The organism is Streptomyces sp. AK010, from assembly GCF_014207295.1.
GTDB classification, from domain to species: Bacteria; Actinomycetota; Actinomycetes; order Streptomycetales; family Streptomycetaceae; genus Streptomyces; species Streptomyces massasporeus.
The window spans coordinates 9959-29581 of record NZ_JACHCX010000010.1 but is presented as its reverse complement, the minus strand read 5'-3'; the positions used below and the strand labels follow the sequence as shown (position 1 = coordinate 29581).

16 protein-coding genes are annotated in these 19623 nt (G+C 69.4%); 7 read left to right on the top strand and 9 right to left on the bottom strand.

What is annotated here, in order from left to right:
* Window positions 1-54 precede the first annotated feature (54 nt).
* Entirely contained in the window at window positions 55-2652 is a 2598-nt protein-coding gene (gene clpB / locus HDC93_RS19960) for an ATP-dependent chaperone ClpB (RefSeq protein WP_185012252.1), read from the bottom strand.
* Window positions 2653-2755: 103 nt separating this feature from the next.
* On the opposite strand from clpB, the gene HDC93_RS19955 reads away from it, so the two are divergent.
* Complete coding sequence (locus tag HDC93_RS19955) at window positions 2756-3172, top strand: TIGR03618 family F420-dependent PPOX class oxidoreductase (protein ID WP_185012251.1); 417 nt, start codon at window positions 2756-2758, stop codon at window positions 3170-3172.
* Between the two features lie 168 nt (window positions 3173-3340).
* Here HDC93_RS19955 and HDC93_RS19950 read toward each other — a convergent pair whose 3' ends face one another.
* Window positions 3341-3676, bottom strand: a complete 336-nt coding sequence (locus HDC93_RS19950; RefSeq protein ID WP_030846386.1) for a hypothetical protein — start codon at window positions 3674-3676, stop codon at window positions 3341-3343.
* Between the two features lie 304 nt (window positions 3677-3980).
* Between HDC93_RS19950 and HDC93_RS19945 the strand changes: the two genes are divergently transcribed.
* Entirely contained in the window at window positions 3981-4991 is a 1011-nt protein-coding gene (locus HDC93_RS19945; protein WP_185012250.1) for a helix-turn-helix transcriptional regulator, read from the top strand.
* On the opposite strand, the gene HDC93_RS19940 is transcribed toward HDC93_RS19945, so the two are convergent.
* The 7 genes from HDC93_RS19940 to HDC93_RS19910 form a co-directional block, all read right to left on the bottom strand.
* Window positions 4954-5991 carry a helix-turn-helix transcriptional regulator gene (locus tag HDC93_RS19940; RefSeq protein WP_185012249.1) on the bottom strand — a complete coding sequence of 346 codons (1038 nt, stop codon included), beginning with the start codon at window positions 5989-5991 and terminating at the stop codon, window positions 4954-4956. The two genes, HDC93_RS19945 and HDC93_RS19940, sit on opposite strands and share 38 nt — an antisense overlap.
* Before the next feature lie 187 nt (window positions 5992-6178).
* Window positions 6179-7288: a substrate-binding domain-containing protein gene (locus HDC93_RS19935; protein ID WP_221516933.1), complete on the bottom strand. Its 1110-nt coding sequence runs from the start codon at window positions 7286-7288 to the stop codon at window positions 6179-6181.
* A 281-nt stretch (window positions 7289-7569) separates the two neighbouring features.
* Complete coding sequence (locus HDC93_RS19930) at window positions 7570-8022, bottom strand: heat shock protein transcriptional repressor HspR (protein ID WP_033310108.1); 453 nt, start codon at window positions 8020-8022, stop codon at window positions 7570-7572.
* 5 nt (window positions 8023-8027) lie between these two features.
* Complete coding sequence (gene dnaJ / locus HDC93_RS19925) at window positions 8028-9215, bottom strand: molecular chaperone DnaJ (RefSeq protein WP_185012247.1); 1188 nt, start codon at window positions 9213-9215, stop codon at window positions 8028-8030.
* A gap of 33 nt (window positions 9216-9248) precedes the next feature.
* Window positions 9249-9905, bottom strand: a complete 657-nt coding sequence (grpE, locus tag HDC93_RS19920; RefSeq protein ID WP_185012246.1) for a nucleotide exchange factor GrpE — start codon at window positions 9903-9905, stop codon at window positions 9249-9251.
* Entirely contained in the window at window positions 9902-11758 is a 1857-nt protein-coding gene (gene dnaK, locus HDC93_RS19915) for a molecular chaperone DnaK (protein ID WP_185012245.1), read from the bottom strand. The genes grpE and dnaK overlap by 4 nt, the downstream gene beginning before the upstream one ends.
* A gap of 94 nt (window positions 11759-11852) precedes the next feature.
* Window positions 11853-12872: an undecaprenyl/decaprenyl-phosphate alpha-N-acetylglucosaminyl 1-phosphate transferase gene (locus tag HDC93_RS19910; RefSeq protein ID WP_185012244.1), complete on the bottom strand. Its 1020-nt coding sequence runs from the start codon at window positions 12870-12872 to the stop codon at window positions 11853-11855.
* A gap of 304 nt (window positions 12873-13176) precedes the next feature.
* Here HDC93_RS19910 and HDC93_RS19905 point away from each other — a divergent pair, with 304 nt between their 5' ends.
* From HDC93_RS19905 to HDC93_RS19885, 5 genes are all read left to right on the top strand, one after another.
* Window positions 13177-15504 carry a (Fe-S)-binding protein gene (locus tag HDC93_RS19905; RefSeq protein ID WP_185012243.1) on the top strand — a complete coding sequence of 776 codons (2328 nt, stop codon included), beginning with the start codon at window positions 13177-13179 and terminating at the stop codon, window positions 15502-15504.
* A gap of 268 nt (window positions 15505-15772) precedes the next feature.
* Window positions 15773-16315, top strand: coding sequence for a GntR family transcriptional regulator (locus HDC93_RS19900; protein ID WP_185012242.1), 543 nt, complete (start codon window positions 15773-15775; stop codon window positions 16313-16315).
* On the top strand, window positions 16312-17094 hold the full coding sequence (locus HDC93_RS19895) for a GntR family transcriptional regulator (protein WP_185012241.1): 783 nt from the start codon (window positions 16312-16314) through the stop codon (window positions 17092-17094). Before HDC93_RS19900 ends, HDC93_RS19895 begins: the two co-directional genes overlap by 4 nt.
* 49 nt (window positions 17095-17143) lie before the next feature.
* Window positions 17144-17389 (top strand): CopG family transcriptional regulator, encoded by a 246-nt coding sequence (locus HDC93_RS19890; RefSeq protein WP_185012240.1) that lies wholly within the window; start codon window positions 17144-17146, stop codon window positions 17387-17389.
* A gap of 485 nt (window positions 17390-17874) precedes the next feature.
* Entirely contained in the window at window positions 17875-19404 is a 1530-nt protein-coding gene (locus HDC93_RS19885) for a VCBS repeat-containing protein (RefSeq protein WP_185012239.1), read from the top strand.
* Window positions 19405-19623 lie beyond the last annotated feature (219 nt).

The window sequence follows — 19623 nt, the reverse complement described above, 5'->3', positions numbered from 1 at the left end:
CGTGACCGGGGACGGACCTACAGCATCTTGCCCGTCCCGTGACCGGGGACGGACCTACAGCGTCTTGCCCGTCGCGGGCCCGACCAGCAGCCCCTCCTCGAAGCGGTCCACCCGGACCGTGTCGCCGTCCTTGATCTCGCCGGACAGGATCTCCTTGGCGAGCCGGTCGCCGATGGCGGACTGGACGAGCCGCCGCAGCGGCCGGGCGCCGTACGCCGGGTCCATGCCCTCCTCCGCGAGCCAGGCCAGGGCCTCGGGCGTGATGTCCAGGGTGAGGCGCCGCTCGGCGAGCCGCTTGGCCAGGCGGTCCAGCTGGAGCTTCGCGATGCGCTCCAGCTCGGGCTTGGTCAGCGCGGCGAAGACGACCAGGTCGTCCAGGCGGTTGAGGAACTCCGGCTTGAAGGAGGTCCGCACCACCTCCAGGACCTGCTCCTTCTTCTCCTGCTCGCTGGTGACCGGGTCGACCAGGTACTGGCTGCCCAGGTTCGACGTCAGCACGAGGATCGTGTTGCGGAAGTCGACCGTGCGGCCCTGCCCGTCGGTGAGCCGGCCGTCGTCCAGCACCTGCAGCAGGATGTCGAAGACCTCGGGGTGGGCCTTCTCCACCTCGTCCAGCAGGACGACGGAGTACGGGCGGCGGCGCACGGCCTCCGTGAGCTGGCCGCCCTCCTCGTAGCCGACGTATCCGGGCGGAGCGCCGACCAGCCGGGCCACGCTGTGCTTCTCGCTGTACTCCGACATGTCGATGCGGACCATCGCCCGCTCGTCGTCGAAGAGGAAGTCGGCGAGGGCCTTGGCCAGCTCGGTCTTGCCCACGCCCGTCGGGCCCAGGAAGAGGAAGGAGCCGGTGGGGCGGTCGGGGTCCGCGATGCCGGCGCGGGACCGTCGTACGGCGTCGGAGACGGCGCGTACGGCCTCGGTCTGGCCGATGAGCCGCTTGCCGAGCTCGTCCTCCATGCGCAGCAGCTTCTGCGTCTCGCCCTCCAGCAGGCGGCCGGCCGGGATGCCGGTCCAGGAGGCGACGACGTCGGCGATGTCGTCGGAGCCGACCTCCTCCTTGACCATGGTGTCCCTGGCGACCTCTTCCTCGGCCTCGGAGGCGGCCTCCAACTCCTTCTCCAGGGCGGGGATCTCGCCGTAGAGGAGCTTGGAGGCGGTGTCGAAGTCGCCGTCGCGCTGGGCTCGTTCGGCCTGGCCGCGGACCTCGTCGAGGCGTTCCTTCAGTTCACCGAGGCGGTTGAGGGACTGCTTCTCCTTCTCCCAGCGGGCGGTGAGGCCGCGCAGCTCCTCCTCCTTGTCGGCGAGGTCGCGGCGCAGCTTCTCCAGGCGCTCGCGGGAGGCGGCGTCGGTCTCCTTGCCGATCGCCAGCTCCTCCATCTTCAGCCGGTCGACGGCGCGCTGGAGTTCGTCGATCTCGACGGGCGAGGAGTCGATCTCCATGCGGAGGCGGGAGGCCGCCTCGTCGACGAGGTCGATGGCCTTGTCGGGCAGGAAGCGGGAGGTGATGTACCGGTCGGAGAGCGACGCGGCGGCGACGAGCGCGCTGTCGGCGATCTGGACCTTGTGGTGGGCCTCGTAGCGGCCCTTGAGTCCACGCAGGATCGCGATCGAGTCCTCGACGGTCGGCTCGGCGACCAGCACCTGCTGGAAGCGCCGCTCCAGGGCGGGGTCCTTCTCGATGCGCTCGCGGTACTCGTCGAGGGTGGTGGCGCCGACCATGCGCAGCTCGCCGCGGGCGAGCATGGGCTTGAGCATGTTCCCGGCGTCCATGGCGGAGTCGCCGCCCGCGCCGGCCCCGACGACGGTGTGCAGCTCGTCGATGAAGGTGATGATCCGCCCGTCGGAGTCCTTGATCTCGGCGAGGACGGTCTTCAGCCGCTCCTCGAACTCACCCCGGTACTTGGCGCCCGCGACCATGGCTCCCAGGTCGAGCGCGACCAGCCGCTTGTCCTTCAGCGACTCGGGCACGTCGCCCTTCACGATCCGCTGCGCGAGCCCCTCGACGACGGCGGTCTTGCCGACGCCGGGCTCGCCGATCAGCACGGGGTTGTTCTTGGTCCGCCGGGACAGCACCTGCACGACCCGCCGGATCTCCTGGTCCCGCCCGATGACGGGGTCGAGCCTGCCCTCCCGCGCGGCGGCGGTGAAGTCGGTCCCGAACTTCTCCAGTGCCTTGTACTGCCCCTCGGGGTCGGCCGTGGTCACGCGTCGTTGCCCTCGTGTCTTCTGGAAAGCGGCCTGGAGCTTCTTGGCGTCGGCGCCCTGGCGGGACAGCACCTCGCCCGCCGCGCCGCCCTTCGCGGCGAGGGCGATGAGGAGGTGCTCGGTGGAGAGGTACTCGTCGCCCAGGTCCTTGGCGCGGGCCTGCGCGTCGGCGACGACGGCGAGCATCTCGCGGTTGGGCTGGGGCGGCGCGACGGTCGACCCGGTCACGCTCGGCAGCCCGGCGAGCACGCGCTCGGCTCCGGAGCGTACGGCGGCCTGGTCGGCGTCGACCGCGGCGAGCAGGTCGGTGATGTTCTCGTTGTCCTGTCCCTGGAGCAGCGCGAGCAGCAGATGGGCAGGGGTGAGGTCGGCGTGTCCCTCGGTCACGGCCCGGTTGCTGGCAGCGTTGATCGCGTCCCGGCTCCGGTTGGTCAGCTCGGCGTCCACGTTCGCGTTCTCCTCCTTGCACTGACCCGAACGGCTTGCACAAAGTTGAGTCTAGTGCACTCAAGGACGGTTCCGGGAGTCTCGGGGGTCTAAGTTCCGGGGCATGGCGACCAAGTACTCCGTGGACCCCGGCGCTCCGGACCCGTCGTATCTCGACTTCTGGCGGGAGCGGCACCTGTGCACCCTGACGACTCCCCGCCCGGACGGCACCGCGCATCTGGTACCCGTCGGGGTCACATACGATCCCGAGGCCCGTCTGGCTCGGGTGATCACGAATCGGGCGAGCGCGAAGGTCCGGTACGTGCGGGCCGCCGGCGAGGAGGGGGCGGCCGTCGCCGTCTGCCAGCTGGAGGGGCGCCGCTGGGCGACGCTGGAGGGCCGGGCCTTCGTCCACGACGAACCGGACCGGGTGGCCGAGGCGGAGCGGCGCTACGCGGAGCGCTACGGCAGGACGCCCTCGCCGAATCCGGCGCGCGTGGTGATCGAGATCCAGCTGACGCGGGCGATGGGGCGAGGTTGAGCGAAGTGAACATCCACACCGGTGATCGACTGGATCCGGCCACCGCTGGATGGGGTCGATACCCGGAAATGTCCCCGAAAACTGCAGCGGCGTCACCGTGTTCAGGTCACGGTGACGCCGCTGCGGGGGGGAAGCACCTGAGCGATCTGTTACGACGGGGGAATCGCGTCAGGCACTGCGGGGGGTGGCAGAGATGGTCCTCGGGGCAGGAGAGTCGGCCTCCACCTGCTGATGGTCCCGTTGGTCCAGGTTCACAAAGATCATTCCGTACCGTACGGCACATCGCACTGGCTGCGGCGCCCCCCGAGGCCGCCGCAGACACCGGTACGCCCGCACGTCCTCGTCGTCGTCCCGCGTCACGACCACCGGCTCGCCGAAAACAGTCACCATCAACGAGTCACCGCTGTGGGGGATGGCGGTGACCAGGTCGATGAAGTGCCAGCCGGAGCGGTAGGCGGTGGCCATTTCACGACGGAAGGAGCGGTCGTCGGGTGGAGTGGTCACGGTCAGCTCCCGGCTCCGTCTGCCCCAGGGCTCGGCCAACTGCTGTTGTCCGCGGCACCGGCACTGTTCACGGCAACGGACGGCCAGCTGCTGTTCGCCCGAACATCGTCCTTCACATCGGAGAAGCCACTCAGCACACCGAGGGCCACAACGGCGGAGAAGGCGGCGACAAGCACCGAGCGAAGCATTCTGTTACGCATAGTCGGCTTCGTCCTCACTTGAAGGTCCCCTTTTCCCCCGTCAGGTACGACGATGGCTCATTCGGGCACGTCATGGCCACACAATCGATGCATCATGTTCCTGCATGTTCAGGACCCTGGGGGGTGGAAATTTGGCATCGAATCGGACTAAGACGGCACATCCCCACGCGATGACCGAGTGGTGCGATGAGGGTAGCCGTCTTTATGCCACCGCTCTGCGTGCCGGACGGATCGCCCGCGTGGATGCGGAGCCCGCCCCGTGCCTGATGGAGTTCGCCCTGCTCCACCCCGATCCGGACGACCCCACCTGGCTCCGTCCGGTGCCCCCGGCGGTCGCCCTGTCCCGGCAGCTCAACCCGCTGGAACAGGAGATAGCCGATCGCCGGCGCCTGGCGACGGGACTCGCGGAGACCTTTCAGCCGTTCCTCGCACTGGGTACCCAGCTGGCGGCGACCAGTGACGCCATTACTGTGCTGGAAGGCGGCGAACGAATCAACGCCGCGCTCAACATGGCCACCGTCCAGTGCCAGACGGAGATGCTCACCGTCCAGCCGAGCGACCGGATGTCCGAGCGCAGCCTGCTGCGCGGGCTGGAGCGCGACCGGCCCTTGATCGAACGCGGTGTGAGGATCCGCACCCTCTACCAGCACACCGCCCATTACAACCCCGAGCAACTGGCGTACGCCGCCCAGCTCTCCGACGGCAAGGCTGAATACCGCACCATCGACGAGCTGGTCGAGCGCCTGATCATCTGTGACGAGTCCGTCGCCTTCATCCCCGCCCGGGACGACCAGCAGGTCGCCCTGGAGCTGCGTCACCCCGGCCTGGTCCGCTACCTCATCAAACTGTTCGAGTATCTGTGGGACCGGTCGGTCCCGCTCAGCACCGGCACACCGTACGGGACCGCTCGCGACGGCATCACGGAGATCCAGCACTCCATCGCCAAGCTCCTGATCGAGGGCCATGTCGACGAGGCCATCGCCCGCCGTCTCGGCATGAACGTCCGCACCTGCCGGGCCCATATCGCCAAACTGGCATCGGCCCTGGGCAGCGGGAGCCGAGCCCAACTGGGCTACCTCATCGCGCAGTCCGGGATTCTCGACCAGGAACGCTGAGGGACGTCGTGGCGTGCTGAGCGCCGTCCAGGCCCGCCTGGGCGATGCGTACGCCCAGCTGTGTGCGGCTCGCCGCGCCCAGGGTTTCCGAGAGGCGGGCGATGTGCGCCCGGCAGGTGCGGACGCTGATGCCCAGCCGCTCCGCGATCGCCGCGTCCTGGTGCCCCTCCGCCAGCAGCGTGGCGATGGACTGCTCCCGGTGGGAGATGCCCTCGATGCCCGTGTCGGGGAGCGGGGCCGTGAGGGGGATGGCGAGGCGCCACAGGCGTTCGAAGACCGTGACGAGGTACTCGACGATCGCGGGGTGCCGTAGCTCCAGGGCCATCGTGCGGTCGGAGTTGGCGGGGATGAAGGCGACCGTGCGGTCGAAGAGGATCAGCCGGTCGATCACCTCGTCCAGCGTGCGCGCCTCCACCGCGTCGCCCATCAGCTCCAGGTAGGTCAGCAACCCCTGCCCGTGCCGGGCGACATGGGTGTACAGGTCCCGCATCCGCACCCCGCGCCCCCGCAGGGCCAGCGCCCGGTGCAAGCCCTCGGAGAGCTCCGCCTCGCGGCGGATGCCGCCGGGCTGGACCGTGAGCACCTCGGTGGTGCACGCCTGGGTCGCCTCGTCCATCGCGGCCTGGATCCGGGCGAGTCCGTCCAGGACCCGGATCGCCGGGCCCTCCGCCCCCGACGCGGCCGGCCGCACCTGACGGCCCAGACCGGCGTACCACTCGACGGCCGCGACGGCCGAGCCCACCCGCCGCTGGCTCGCGCTGACCTCGTCGTGCATCCCGCGCAGCAGCCGGGTCATGACCTCCTGCGGGGAGGTCGGCACCAGCCAGTCCATGTCGTCGGGGTCCGGGTGCAGCAGGGCCAGTTCCAGCAGGCAGGGCACCGGCTCGGCGTCGTGGCGCGGCACACGGCCCCGCCGTACGGCCCGGGAATACAAGCGATCCCCGGCCTCGCACAGTCGGTCAGCACCGTGAGGATGCCCCTCCGCCCCGTGCCCGGCCATCGCCCATCCCACCCCCGGTTTCGCCGTCCTGCCGCAGCGCAACTATGCGCGGACGGGACGTGCTCCGCAACACGGCTCCCCGCGCGGCGAGCACCGGAAACCACCGGTACACACCGGTGTTTCCGAGCCTCGGCCCGTCACGTCGTGGGCAGCCGGCCGGGGTGGGTGAACCCGGCTCGGGGTGCGGCTACTTCAGACCGGCGGCCTGGCACGCCGCCTTGTACTCGGCGGTGCAGATGTCCGACAGCTTGTAGATGTCGTCCGCGACCACCGTGTCCTTGATGTTCTCCTTGGTGAGCGCGACCACGGGCACGAGCTGCGCCGGGATGCCCTTGTCCGTGGGGCTGTCGACCTTGTCGCGGGTGAGGGCGGCGAACTGGATGTCGCGGCCCTGGACCTTGGCGACGGCCATCTCCGCGGCGTTCTCCGCCTCCTGCGGGTAGGACTTGTACACGCTCATGTACTGCTCGCCGCTGAGGATCCGCTGCACGGCGGGGAGCTCCGCGTCCTGCCCGGTGATCGGGGGCAGGTCGGACACGCCCGCGGCCTCCAGCGCCCTGACGATGCCGCCGGCCATGCCGTCGTTGGCGGAGTACACCGCCGCGATGTTGCCCTTGCCGATCTTCCGGATCGCGTCGGCCATGTTGGCCTCGGCGTTCTCCGGCTTCCAGTCCTTGGTGTCGAAGGACTCGGCGATCGTCACCTTGCCGTTCAGCTCGGACATCGCGCCCGCCTTGAACTGCTTGGCGTTCGGGTCCGTCGACGAGCCGTTCATCATGACGATCTTGTCGGAGAGGCTCGCCTTCTCGCCGATGGCCTCCAGCAGGGTCCGGCCCTGGACCTCGCCGACCAGCTCGTTGTCGAAGGAGATGTACGCGTCGATCGGGCCCTCGGCCAGCCGGTCGTAGGCGATGACCGGGATGCCGGCCTCCTTGGCCTTCTTCACGCCGCTCGCGATGGCCTTCGCGTCGACGGCGTCCAGCAGGATCACGTCGACCCGGTCGTCGATCATCTGCTGCAGCTGGCCCGCCTGCTTGTCCGCGCTCGCATCGGCGTTGGCGTACTCGACGCGGCCCTTGTCGTTGGTGAGCGACTCGACCTTCTGCTTGATGATCGGGTAGTCGAAGTTCTCGTACCGCGTGTTCGCCTTCTCCGGCAGGAGGAGGCCCACCGTGATGTCGTTGCCCTTCGCCGGGCTCGCGTCGTCACTGCTCCCCGTCGCGTTGAGCATGCCGCAGCCGGCGAGCGTGACGGACATCGTGGCGGCAGCCACGGATATGGAGATGCGACGACGCATGCGGGAGCTCACTTCGCGTGTGATTCGGACGTGGGCACCTCTTTTGGGACCCATGTGACTGAAAAGCCAACGCGGATGCGCCCCCAGCGTCAAGCCGAACCACTTAACGAGATGACAACACCACGCTCCGCACTGGTTGTGAAGACGGTGCGGAATCATCTTCAAGTGCTCTGCACCGGTCAGTCATTGACAGGAGACCTGGAGAAATCGGGTCGAGGCACGCAAAAGGGCCGGGAGTTGGCTCCCGGCCCCTTTCATGCACTGTCACGGACGCGCATGGATCAGTCGGACTGCTGCTGCCGCTTCGGCCGCCACACCACCAGCGCGCTGGTCTGCTGCACCTCCTGGTACGGCACCAGATCGCGGCGGTACGACGCGTGCACCGCGGCCTCGCGCTGGCGCATCGCCGCCGCCGCTCCGTCGAGCGCGTCCTGCATCTCGGCCACCCGGGCCTGGAGCGCGGCGACCTGGTTCTCCAGTTCGATGATGCGCTTGATACCGGCCAGGTTGATGCCCTCGTCCTGCGACAGCTGCTGGACGGTGCGCAGCAGTTCGATGTCGCGGGCCGAGTAGCGCCGGCCCCGGCCCGCGGTGCGGTCCGGGGACACCAGGCCCAGCCGGTCGTACTGGCGCAGGGTCTGGGGGTGCAGGCCGGACAGCTGGGCCGCCACCGAGATGACGTAGACCGGGGTTTCCTCGGTCAGTTCATACGGATTGCGCCGACGACCGTCCATCTGACTCATGCTCCCTTCGCGGCCTGGAACAGATCCGCCCGCGGATCCTCACCCGCGGTCGCCTCGCGGTACGCCTCGAGTGCGTCACGAGCCTTCCCCGTCAGGTCCTTCGGAACACTCACCTCCACGGTGACCAGAAGGTCGCCGCGGGTGCCGTCCTTGCGGACCGCGCCCTTGCCCCGGGCGCGCATGGTGCGCCCGTTGGGCGTGCCCGGGGGCAGCTTCAGCGTGACGGGCGGGCCGCCCAGGGTGGGCACCCGCACCTCGCCGCCGAGGGCCGCCTCGGTGAAGGTCACCGGGACGGTGACCGTGAGGTTGTCCTCCTTGCGGCCGAACACCGGGTGGGTGTCGACGTGCACGACCACGTAGAGGTCGCCCGCCGGCCCGCCGCGCTCGCCCGGCGCTCCCTTGCCGCGCAGCCGGATCCGCTGGCCGTCGCTGACGCCCGCGGGGATGCGCACCTGCATGGTGCGTGAGGACTTGGCCCGGCCGCTGCCCCTGCAGACCTCGCAGGCGTTCTCCGCGATCAGGCCGCGGCCCTTGCAGTCCGGGCAGGGGTCGGTCAGGGAGAAGCCGCCGCCGCTGCCCCGGGCGACCTGCCCGGTGCCGACGCAGGTCGGGCACACGCGCGGCGTGCCGTTCTTGTCGCCGGTGCCCGAACAGGCCTTGCAGGGAGACTGCGACGACATCCGCAGCGGGACGGTCGCGCCCTCGATCGCCTCGGTGAAGCTGAGCGTGACCTCGGACTCGATGTCCTGGCCGCGCCGGGGGTGCGTACGCGTCCCCGGCCCGCCCGCGCCGCCGCGGTTGAACAGGCCCCCGAAAACGTCACCGAGTCCGCCGCCGAAGCCGCCGGCTCCCTGGCCGCCGCCCTGGGCGCCGCCTCCGAAGAGGTCGCCCAGGTCGAAGTTGAAGGAGCCGCCCGCGCCGCCCGGCCCCGGGCGGAAGCCGCCGTTGCCGAAGAGGGCGCGCGCGTCGTCGTACTCCTTGCGCTTCTTGGGGTCGCCGAGGATGTCGTTGGCCTCGGAGATCTCCTTGAAGCGCTCCTCCGCCTTGACGTTTCCCTTGTTGGCGTCCGGGTGGTTCTCGCGGGCGAGCTTCCGGTACGCCTTCTTGATCTCGGCCTCGGTGGCGTCCTTGGGGACGCCGAGGACCTTGTAGTAGTCCTTCTCGATGAAGTCCTTGGTGCTCATCCTCGACGCCCCTCCTTCCCTTCGTTGATGACGTCAGCCCTCGTCCGGGCCACCGCTCTCCTTGTCGTCGGCGTCGGCGGACTCCTCCGCCTTGACCGTCTGTGCCCCCGGCTGGGGTTCGGCCACCGCCACGCGCGCGGGGCGGATGGTGCGCTCGCCGATCCGGTACCCGGGCTGCAGGATCGCGACGCACGTCGTCTCGGTGACGTCCGGTGCGTAGCTGTGCATCAGGGCCTCGTGGATCGTCGGGTCGAAGGGCTCGCCCTCCTTGCCGAACTGCTGCAGGCCCATCTTCGCCGCGGTGCTCTCCAGCGACTCGGCGACGGACTTGAAGCCGCCGACCAGTTCGCCGTGTTCGCGCGCGCGGCCGATGTCGTCGAGCACGGGCAGGAGCTCGGTCAGGAGGTTCGCGATGGCGATCTCCTTGACCGCGATCCGGTCGCGCTCGACCCGGCGGCGGTAGTTCTGGAACTCGGCCTGGAGGCGCTGGAGGTCCGCCGTGCGCTCACCGAGCGCCGTGCGGGCCTGGTCCAGCTGGGCCACCAGAGCCACGTCCTGGCCCGTGTCCCCGGCCGGGGCCTCCCCCTCCTCCGCGGAGGGGGAGGCGGCCTTCGGCTCGGCGTCGTCGGAGGTGGCGCCGGAAGGGACGTCGGGCTGCTGCTCGTCGAAGCCCGGGGTCTCCTCCGTCACGCGGCACCGTCCTTCCGGTCCTCGTCGACGATCTCGGCGTCGACGACGTCGTCGTCAGCGGCCTTGGCGCCACCGGCCGCGCCCGCGTCACCGGCGGGACCACCGGCGGCCTGGGCCGCACCCGCGTCCGCGTACATGGCCTGGCCGAGCTTCTGCGAGACGGCCGCGACCTTCTCGGTGGCGGTGCGGATCTCGGCGGAGTCCTCGCCCTTGAGCTTCTCCTTCAGCTCGGCGACGGCCTGCTCGACCTCGGTCTTGATCTCGCCCGGGACCTTGTCCTCGTTGTCCTTGAGGAACTTCTCGGTCTGGTAGACGAGCTGCTCGCCCTGGTTGCGGGACTCGGCGGCCTCGCGGCGCTTGTGGTCCTCCTCCGCGTACTGCTCGGCCTCCTGGCGCATGCGGTCGACCTCGTCCTTCGGCAGCGAGGAGCCGCCGGTGACGGTCATCTTCTGCTCCTTGCCGGTGCCGAGGTCCTTCGCCGTGACGTGCATGATGCCGTTGGCGTCGATGTCGAAGGACACCTCGATCTGCGGGACGCCGCGGGGCGCCGGCGGCAGACCGGTCAGCTCGAACATCCCGAGCTTCTTGTTGTACGCCGCGATCTCGCGCTCGCCCTGGTAGACCTGGATCTGCACGGAGGGCTGGTTGTCCTCGGCGGTGGTGAAGATCTCGGACCGCTTGGTCGGGATCGTCGTGTTCCGCTCGATGAGCTTGGTCATGATGCCGCCCTTGGTCTCGATACCGAGGGACAGCGGGGTGACGTCGAGGAGCAGGACGTCCTTGACCTCGCCCTTGAGGACACCGGCCTGCAGGGCGGCGCCGATGGCGACGACCTCGTCCGGGTTGACGCCCTTGTTGGCGTCCTTGCCGCCGGTCAGCTCCTTGACGAGCTCGGCGACGGCGGGCATACGGGTGGAGCCGCCGACCAGGACGACGTGGTCGATCTCGCTGATGGAGATGCCGGCGTCCTTGATGACGTTGTGGAACGGCGTCTTGCAGCGCTCCAGGAGGTCCGCGGTCAGCTGCTGGAACTGGGCGCGGGTGAGCTTCTCGTCGAGGTGCAGGGGGCCCTCGGCGGAGGCGGTGATGTAGGGCAGATTGATCGAGGTCTCGGTGGACGAGGACAGCTCGATCTTCGCCTTCTCGGCGGCCTCGCGCAGACGCTGCAGGGCCATCTTGTCCTTGCCCAGGTCCACGCCGTGGCCGGACTGGAACTGCTGGACCAGGTAGTCGACGATGCGCTGGTCCCAGTCGTCACCACCGAGGTGGTTGTCACCGTTGGTGGCCTTCACCTCGACGACGCCGTCGCCGATCTCCAGCAGCGAGACGTCGAACGTACCGCCACCGAGGTCGAAGACCAGGATGGTCTGGTCGTCCTTGTCGAGGCCGTACGCCAGGGCGGCCGCGGTGGGCTCGTTGACGATGCGCAGCACGTTCAGACCGGCGATCTCGCCGGCCTCCTTCGTGGCCTGACGCTCGGAGTCGTTGAAGTACGCCGGGACGGTGATGACCGCGTCGGTCACCTTCTCGCCCAGGTAGGACTCGGCGTCACGCTTGAGCTTCTGGAGCACGAAGGCGCTGATCTGCTGCGGGTTGAAAGGCTTCCCGTCCAGCTCGATCTTCCAGTCCGTGCCCATGTGACGCTTCACGGAGCGGATGGTCCGGTCCACGTTCGTGACCGCCTGGCGCTTGGCCACCTCTCCGACGAGCACCTCACCGTTCTTGGCGAAGGCGACGACGGACGGCGTGGTCCTGGCGCCCTCGGCGTTGGTGATGACGGTGGGCTCGCCGCCCTCCAGAACGCTGACGACGGAGTTAGTCGTGCCCAGGTCGATGCCGACCGCACGTGCCATGGTTGATTCCTCCAGCTGACTTGAGTGGAACGGACTCAAGTGTGCACGACGGCCCCCAACCGGTCAACAGAGCTGAGTCAGGCAGACTCAACTCTTATCCCCTCCTTACACGCAATGAGGCTCCGACCTGCGGTGATACGCTGCGTCTTGGGCCGTGCACAGGGACACGCGAGAGGGTGAACACCACGACGAGGGTCCCTCCCACCACCCACCACAGGGCGCCGGCCCCGATGTGGCCCGCATGCGTGAGTACCCCGACGAGCATCGCGGACAACGCCCCGACTCCCAGCAGCAGACTCGCCCCCGGCGCGGTCAGCCCGAGCCGCCGCAGCCGGTGCGCCAGATGGCCGGGCCCGCCGCGCCCCACGCCCCGCCCGGCCAACCGCCGTACTCCCAGCACGAGTACGGCGTCGGCGGCCACCACCGCGGTCAGCGCGAACAGGACCCCCGCGCTCTCCACGACTCCCCACCCGGCCCGCACATGCACGGCCCCCACGGCGATAACGAACCCCGCGGACATGGACCCGCAGTTGCCCAGCGCCGCGCGCGCGGGGTGCCAGTTGTGCAGCAGGAACCCGGTCAGCGCGGCGGCCAGCACGCTCATCAGCCCCGCGATCCCGTCCCTCACCTCGACGGCCGCACAGGCCGCCACCCCGAAGGCCGCGACGACCCCGACCGTGCCCGCCAGCCCGTCGGCGTGATCGAGCCCCCGGAACCCGAACACCACCGCCACGACCCAGGCGACGGCCAGCAGCCCGGTCCCCACCCCCGTCTCCCCGTACGGCACGACACACGCGGCCGCCACGCCCGTACCGGCGGCCAGCACCCGTCGGCGCAGCCGCCACACGTCACCGGCGAGCCCGAGCAGGGCGACGGCGCCCGCGGCGACGAGCACCCCGCGCGCGCCGTCGGCGGGCGGTGCGCCCCCCAGCCACTCCCCGGCCCCGACGACCAGACCGGTGACGAGTACGACGGCCACGCCCCCGGACAGCGGTACGTCCCGCTGCCGCCGCCGCTCGACCAGTCGCAGCCGTAGCGCGGGGGTTCGCAGGGCGGCGGCGAGCAGGGCGGTGAGAAGAAGGGCGGTGGCGGCGGCGGTGATCCCGTAGAGCACGGATATAAGGTAGGCGGGATTATGACATTTCGGTATGAATAACACGACGAGATCGCGTCGGGATCGCGACGGGACACGGCGGGATCGCGACGGGACACGGTGGGATCGCGACGAGACGGTGACCGGATCCGGCCCGTTTCTGAGGCAACCCTCAGCGATTCAGATCACTGCCCACCCGGCTACAGTGCGGCGGAGGATGAGGGTAGTCTCAGACGGACTGCATAAGTTACCGCTTAGTAATCTCGGGGAAGCCTGGAGAACGACAGGTCCCCCTGACAAAACCTCGCAGGCCCGAGGAGCCCCCATGCAACTCGCCGCGATCATCGTGTCGCTGGTTCTGACCGTGGTCGGCGTCGCGCTGCTCGCGCGCGCGATCGGCCAGTTCGTCCGGTACTTCAAGCTGGGCCAGCCGGTCCCGGCCGGCACCCGGACCGACAACCCCTACCAGCGCAGCGTGACCCTGGTGAAGGAGTTCCTCGGCCACACGCGCATGAACCGGTGGGGCATCGTCGGTGTCGCCCACTGGTTCGTCGCCGTCGGCTTCCTGACGCTCCCGCCGACCCTCGCCCAGGCCTTCGGCCAGCTGTTCAAGGCCGACTGGGTGCTGCCGGTCGTCGGTGAGTTCCTGCCGTTCGAGCTGTACATCGAGTTCATCGGCGTGATGACGATCCTGGGCATCGCGGTGCTCATCGCGATCCGCCTGCTGAATCTGCCGAGCCGCCCGGGCCGCAAGTCCCGCTTCGCCGGCTCCAAGGCCGGCCAGGCGTACTTCGTCGAGTACGTCATCCTCACCATCGGCCTCGCGATCTACGTCCTGCGGGGCCTGGAAGGCGCGCTCCACCACGTCGACCACTACGAGGCGTCGTACTTCGCGTCGTACCCGCTGGTGCTCGCGTTCAAGGGGCTGAGCGTCACGGCGCTGCAGAACCTCGTCTACTTCGTCGCGATGATCAAGATCGGCACCTCGTTCATCTGGATGATCGTGGTGTCGCTCAACACCAACATGGGTGTCGCCTGGCACCGCTTCCTCGCCTTCCCGAACATCTGGTTCAAGCGCGAGGCGAGCGGCGGCACGGCCCTCGGCGCGCTCCAGCCGATGACCTCGGGCGGCAAGCCGATCGACTTCACCGACCCCGGTGACGACGACGTCTTCGGCGTCTCCCAGGTCGAGCAGTACTCCTGGAAGGGCCTGCTGGACTTCTCCACCTGCACCGAGTGCGGCCGCTGCCAGTCGCAGTGCCCCGCCTGGAACACGGGCAAGCCCCTCTCCCCCAAGCTGCTGATCATGTCCCTGCGGGACCACGCGCACGCCAAGGCGCCGTACCTGCTGGCCGGCGGCGGCAAGACCATGGAGGGCGAGGAGAAGGCGTCCGAGGAGCAGCTCGCCTCGGTGCCCGCGGCGGCGCTGGCCGAGGCCGAGCGCCCCCTGGTCGGCACGCTGGAGGAGAACGGCGTCATCGACCCGGACGTCCTGTGGTCCTGCACCACCTGCGGCGCCTGCGTCGAGCAGTGCCCGGTGGACATCGAGCACGTCGACCACATCGTCGACATGCGCCGCTACCAGGTGATGATCGAGTCGTCGTTCCCGTCCGAGGCGGGCACGATGCTCAAGAACCTGGAGAAGAAGGGCAACCCCTGGGGCCTGGCGAAGAAGCAGCGCCTGGAGTGGCTCAAGGAGGTCGACTTCGAGGTCCCGGTCGTCGGCAAGGACATCGAGGACCTGTCCGAGGTCGAGTACCTGTACTGGGTCGGCTGCGCCGGCGCCCTGGAGGACCGCGCCAAGAAGACCACGAAGGCCTTCGCGGAGCTGCTGCACATCGCGGGCGTCAAGTTCGCGATCATGGGCGGCGACGAGAAGTGCACCGGTGACTCCGCCCGGCGTCTCGGCAACGAGCCCCTGTTCCAGGAGCTCGGCATGGAGAACGTCATGGCGCTGAACATGGCGTTCGGCGAGGAGATGGACGACGAGGGCAAGGTCGTCGCCGAGTCGGCGAAGCCCAAGTCGGCCAAGAAGATCGTCGCCACCTGCCCGCACTGCCTCAACACGCTCGGCAACGAGTACCCGCAGCTCGGCGGCGACTACGAGGTCATCCACCACACGCAGCTGCTCCAGCACCTCGTCGACGAGGGCAAGCTGATCCCCATCACGCCGGTCGAGGGCATCATCACGTACCACGACCCGTGCTACCTGGGCCGCCACAACAAGATCTACACGCCGCCGCGCGAGATCATCGCCGCCGTCCCCGGTGTCCGCAACGAGGAGATGCACCGCCACAAGGAGCGCGGCTTCTGCTGCGGCGCCGGTGGTGCGCGGATGTGGATGGAGGAGCGGATCGGCAAGCGCATCAACAACGAGCGTGTCGACGAGGCCCTGTCGGTCAACCCCGACATCGTCTCGACGGCCTGCCCGTTCTGCCTGGTCATGCTCACGGACTCCGTCAACGGCAAGAAGAACGACGGCAAGGCGAAGGAGTCCATCCAGGTCGTGGACGTCGCCCAGCTGCTGCTGGACTCGGTGAAGACGCCGGTCCCGGCGGAGGCCGAGACGGACGACGGCGACGACGACGGCGGCGAGCCGCCGGCGGGCACGGCGGACTCACCGACCGCGCCGGAGCCGGAGCCGGTGAAGTAGGCGGTTCCAGCCGGCCGTCCCGACGGTTTCGACGCCCCCTGCCCCGAGTCATCGGGCGGGGGGCGTCGGCGTTCTGGTGTCGCCCCGTTGGCACCACTGTTGCTGTTCGTGGGCGACGAGACGACGCAGGAGCTCGGTCATGGCACAACCGTATCGCTATTCACGAAATGCAGCAAGGTCGAACGGCTACGTTCCGAACCCCTGGCCACCAAGTCGCTTACCGTGTAAAGCGGCAAGGTCCAAGCGAGCGTCAGTTGTGGAGGACATCGTGAGCGCGAGCAGGTGGATCAGTACGTCTATGCCGTATCTGACGCCCCGCGAGCAGGGACAGGGCGACGCCTGGAGCGCGGACACGGCCGCCCGGGGCAGGCGCGGCTCCCAGCGCATCACCCACGCGGGAGAGGTGCCCGCTCCGGCCGAAGTCGCGCAGCTGCTCGGGCTTCATGACGGAGAACCGGTCGTCGTACGACGCCGCCTGATCTTCCTCGAAGACGAGCCGAACGAACTCACCGACACCTACTACCCCACCGCCATCGCCCGAGGTTCTCCTCTCGCCGGAACGGCCAAGATCCGGGGCGGAGCTGTCACCCTGCTCGCCGAGTTGGGACATGTCGGCGTCCTGGTCAGGGAGGACGTGACCGCCGGTCTACCGGACGAAAACGAACAAGAGGCCCTGCGGCTCACCGAGACGGACCCCGTCCTGCGTCTGACCAGGCTCACACTGAACCGCGACGACCGGCCGATCCAGGTGGACCGTATGGTGATGCCCGCCCAACGCCAGCAGTTGCGCTACGAGATCAGAATCGGATGACCGTGCCCAAGGCAGAACCCGAAGCCCACGACCGCCGCTCACTGCACGAACGGATCGCGGCCGACCTGCGCGACGACATCATGACCGGCGGACTGCCGCCGGGTGCCAACCTGCCCTCCACCGCGCAGCTCAGAAGCCGTTTCGACGCCTCCAACGCCACGATTCAGAAGGCCCTACAACTCCTCAAGGACGAGCGCCTGGTGGTGGGACGGGCTGGTGCGGCAGTGACGGTACGCGAGCACAGGCAGCGGACGATACGCCCTGCCACATCCCTCACACCGGCGGCAGTCGGCGGGCCCTACCCCTGGCTGGCCGAGGCGGCCGAGCACGGCAGGGACGCCCGCATCACGCTCCTCGACGTGTCGGAGACGAGCGCGCCCGCGGACATCAGAGCCGCTCTCGACCTCAGGGACGACACGGTCGTACTGCGCAGCCAGTTGCTGCTGATCGACGACGAGCCGGCGGAACTCGTGCGGTCCTACTACCCGTTGGACATCGCCCGGAGTACGCCGTTGATGGAGCGGCGCCGGATCAAGGGCGGCACCACGACCCTGCTCAGGGAACTGGGGCACACACCCCACCACTGCGTGGACCGGGTCTCGGCCCGGGTCCCCTCGCAGGAACAGTTCGAGGCGCTGCGTCTTCCCGGCAGCCTGCCGGTCCTGTGCACGCTCCGGGTCGTCTACGCCGCCGACGGCCGCCCGATCGAAGCGACCTCGATGGTGAAGGCCGGGCATCTCTATGAGTTGCAGTACGAGTTCAGCCCCCTGAAGGCCTGAGGCCCCAATCGCCACATGCATCCGGTGCAACATGGACCACTCTTGGTACATGTCCATGAAACGAACCAACGTCCACGCCGACTCCGGGGACCTGGCGATCATCAAGGAAGCCGCCAAGCGTCGAGGGATCGGCGAGGCCGAGATCATCCGCCAGGGCATCCACCTCGTGGCCACGATGAACCGGGTCTGGGACGAGCCGCTGTTCTCACGCACCTTCGAGGGGTCGGGGCGCACGCTGTCCAAGCCGGAGGTCGGTGACACGGTCGCCGATGCCGTCCGGTGTGCGCAGCACTAGTTTCGTTTTGAAGGTTCCATTGGCGCCACGCCTGGGATCAAAGGGCTATCCGCAGGCAGCTTCCCCATGATGACGGGAAGCCGCGGGCGGAATTATGGCCTCCATCACAGCCCGCCCGATCTTGGTCTGCTTCTGTCGATCTCGACCACACCAAGTCGCATGCCCATGACCTCCCGCCCCACAGGGCGGGAGACCGCGCGTGCGCGCTGGAGCACGGCCCGACCTACGCGTCGTGATCCACGGCGACCGCGTGTTCCACCCGCGCCACCGGGTCCGCAGGCGGCCGTAGCTCGCGCCGCCGCCCCCTCCGATCAGCCCCGGAAATCAACCGAACTCACGTACAACCCTTACGTCTCTCCACAGGTCTCTTGATCGCCGAACGCCCGTGAACGCCCGGACAACTCCCGGCGAACACGGACAGTCCGGCCCTCCATCGACTGTGGATGTCCGCCAGGCATCCCCCGCATGCAAGCAGGAGACCCCGCATGCAGCAGCACGAGCGCCCCTCCGGGCGCCGGTCCGTACCCGCACTCCCGTCCCGGCGCCCCCGCGTGCGACTCGCCCTGGCGACCGCCGCCGCGGCCGCGCTGACCGGCACGCTGCTCTCGGCCACGGCCGGTCCGGCGACCGCCGCGGACGGCACGTACGCCCCGCGGGCCGACTTCAACGGCGACGGCATCGGCGACGTGGCGTTCTCCGCCTCCGGCGCGTACGTCAGCGGCAAGAAGGACGCCGGCCAGCTCGTCGTGCTGTACGGCACGAAGACCGGAGTGTCCTCCGCGAAGCGCTCCGCGATCAGCCAGAACACCACCGGCAACCCGGGCACGGCCGAGACCGGCGACGTGTTCGGCGCCGACAGCGCCTACGCCGACTTCAACGGCGACGGCTACGACGACCTCGCCGTCTCCGCGCCGATGGAGGACGTCGGCAGCGACAAGGACGGCGGCGCCGTCGCGGTTCTGTGGGGCTCGGCCCAGGGCATCACCGGCAAGGGCGTCTCGATCGCCGACGCGGCCCCCACCAAGCACGACCGCTGGGGCCGGAACCTCGCTGCCGGCGACTTCGACGGCGACGGCAAGGCGGACCTGGCCGTCGGCAACACCTCCAACACCGTCTACGTGCTCAAGGGCGGCATCAGCGCCTCCGGCACGGCGGTCAAGGGCCGGTACGGCGTCAAGGCCCCGGTCCAGGCGTCGGGCGACGGCTCGGGCCCGCTCAACATCACCGCGGGCGACGTCAACGGCGACCACCGCACGGACCTGGTCGTCGACGGCTTTGAAACCGCCACCGGCCAGTACTGGAACACCAACTACCTGCTGCCGGGAACGAGTTCCGGCCTGTCCGCGGCCGGCGCCCAGCCGCTGAAGTCCGGTGTCATCACCGGCATCGGTGACGTCAACGGCGACGGTTTCGGCGACATCGTCACCGGCATGCACTGGAACAAGACCGACGACGGCGTGACCTTCCCCGGGGCCTCCGACGGCGGCAAGGTGTGGATCACCTACGGCACCGCGGACGGCGCCGGCTCCACCACCGGCATCACCCAGAACACCGGCAACGTCCCGGGCAGTTCGGAGAAGAACGACTACTTCGGCTACGAGCTCGACCTCGGCGACGTCAACGGCGACGGCTACCAGGACCTCGTGGTCGGGGTCGCGGGCGAGGACATCGGCTCCGTCACCGACGCCGGCCAGCTCGTCGTGCTGTACGGCTCGGCCTCCGGCATCAACACCTCCTCCGGCACCCAGGCGTTCGCGCAGAGCACCGCGGGCGTCCCCGGCTCGGACGAGAAGGGCGACTTCCTCGGCACCGACGTGAAGCTCGACGACGTCACCGGCGACGGCCGCGCCGACGTGGTGGCCGGCTCGTACGAGAACGACGGCAACGGCGCGGTCCTCTACCTGCCGTCCAACGGCACGAAGATCACCGCCACGGGTTCGCGCACCGTCTCCCCCAGCGACTCGGGCGTCTCGACGACGGGCTACCCGAACTTCGGCGCGAACTTCGGCGACTGAGCCGTGCGGAACGGGTGGGGGTGACCCGCGTCGGCGGGGCGGTCCTGCACCGGCAGGCCGGCCCGGACCGGCGGGCGTCCAGGACCGGCACCCATCCCGGGCCTGCGGATCGTCCCGGGCAGGGGTGACCCGCGTCGGCGGGGCGGTCCTGCACCGGCAGGCCGGCCCGGACCGGCGGGCGTCCAGGACCGGCACCCATCCCGGGCCTGCGGATCGTCC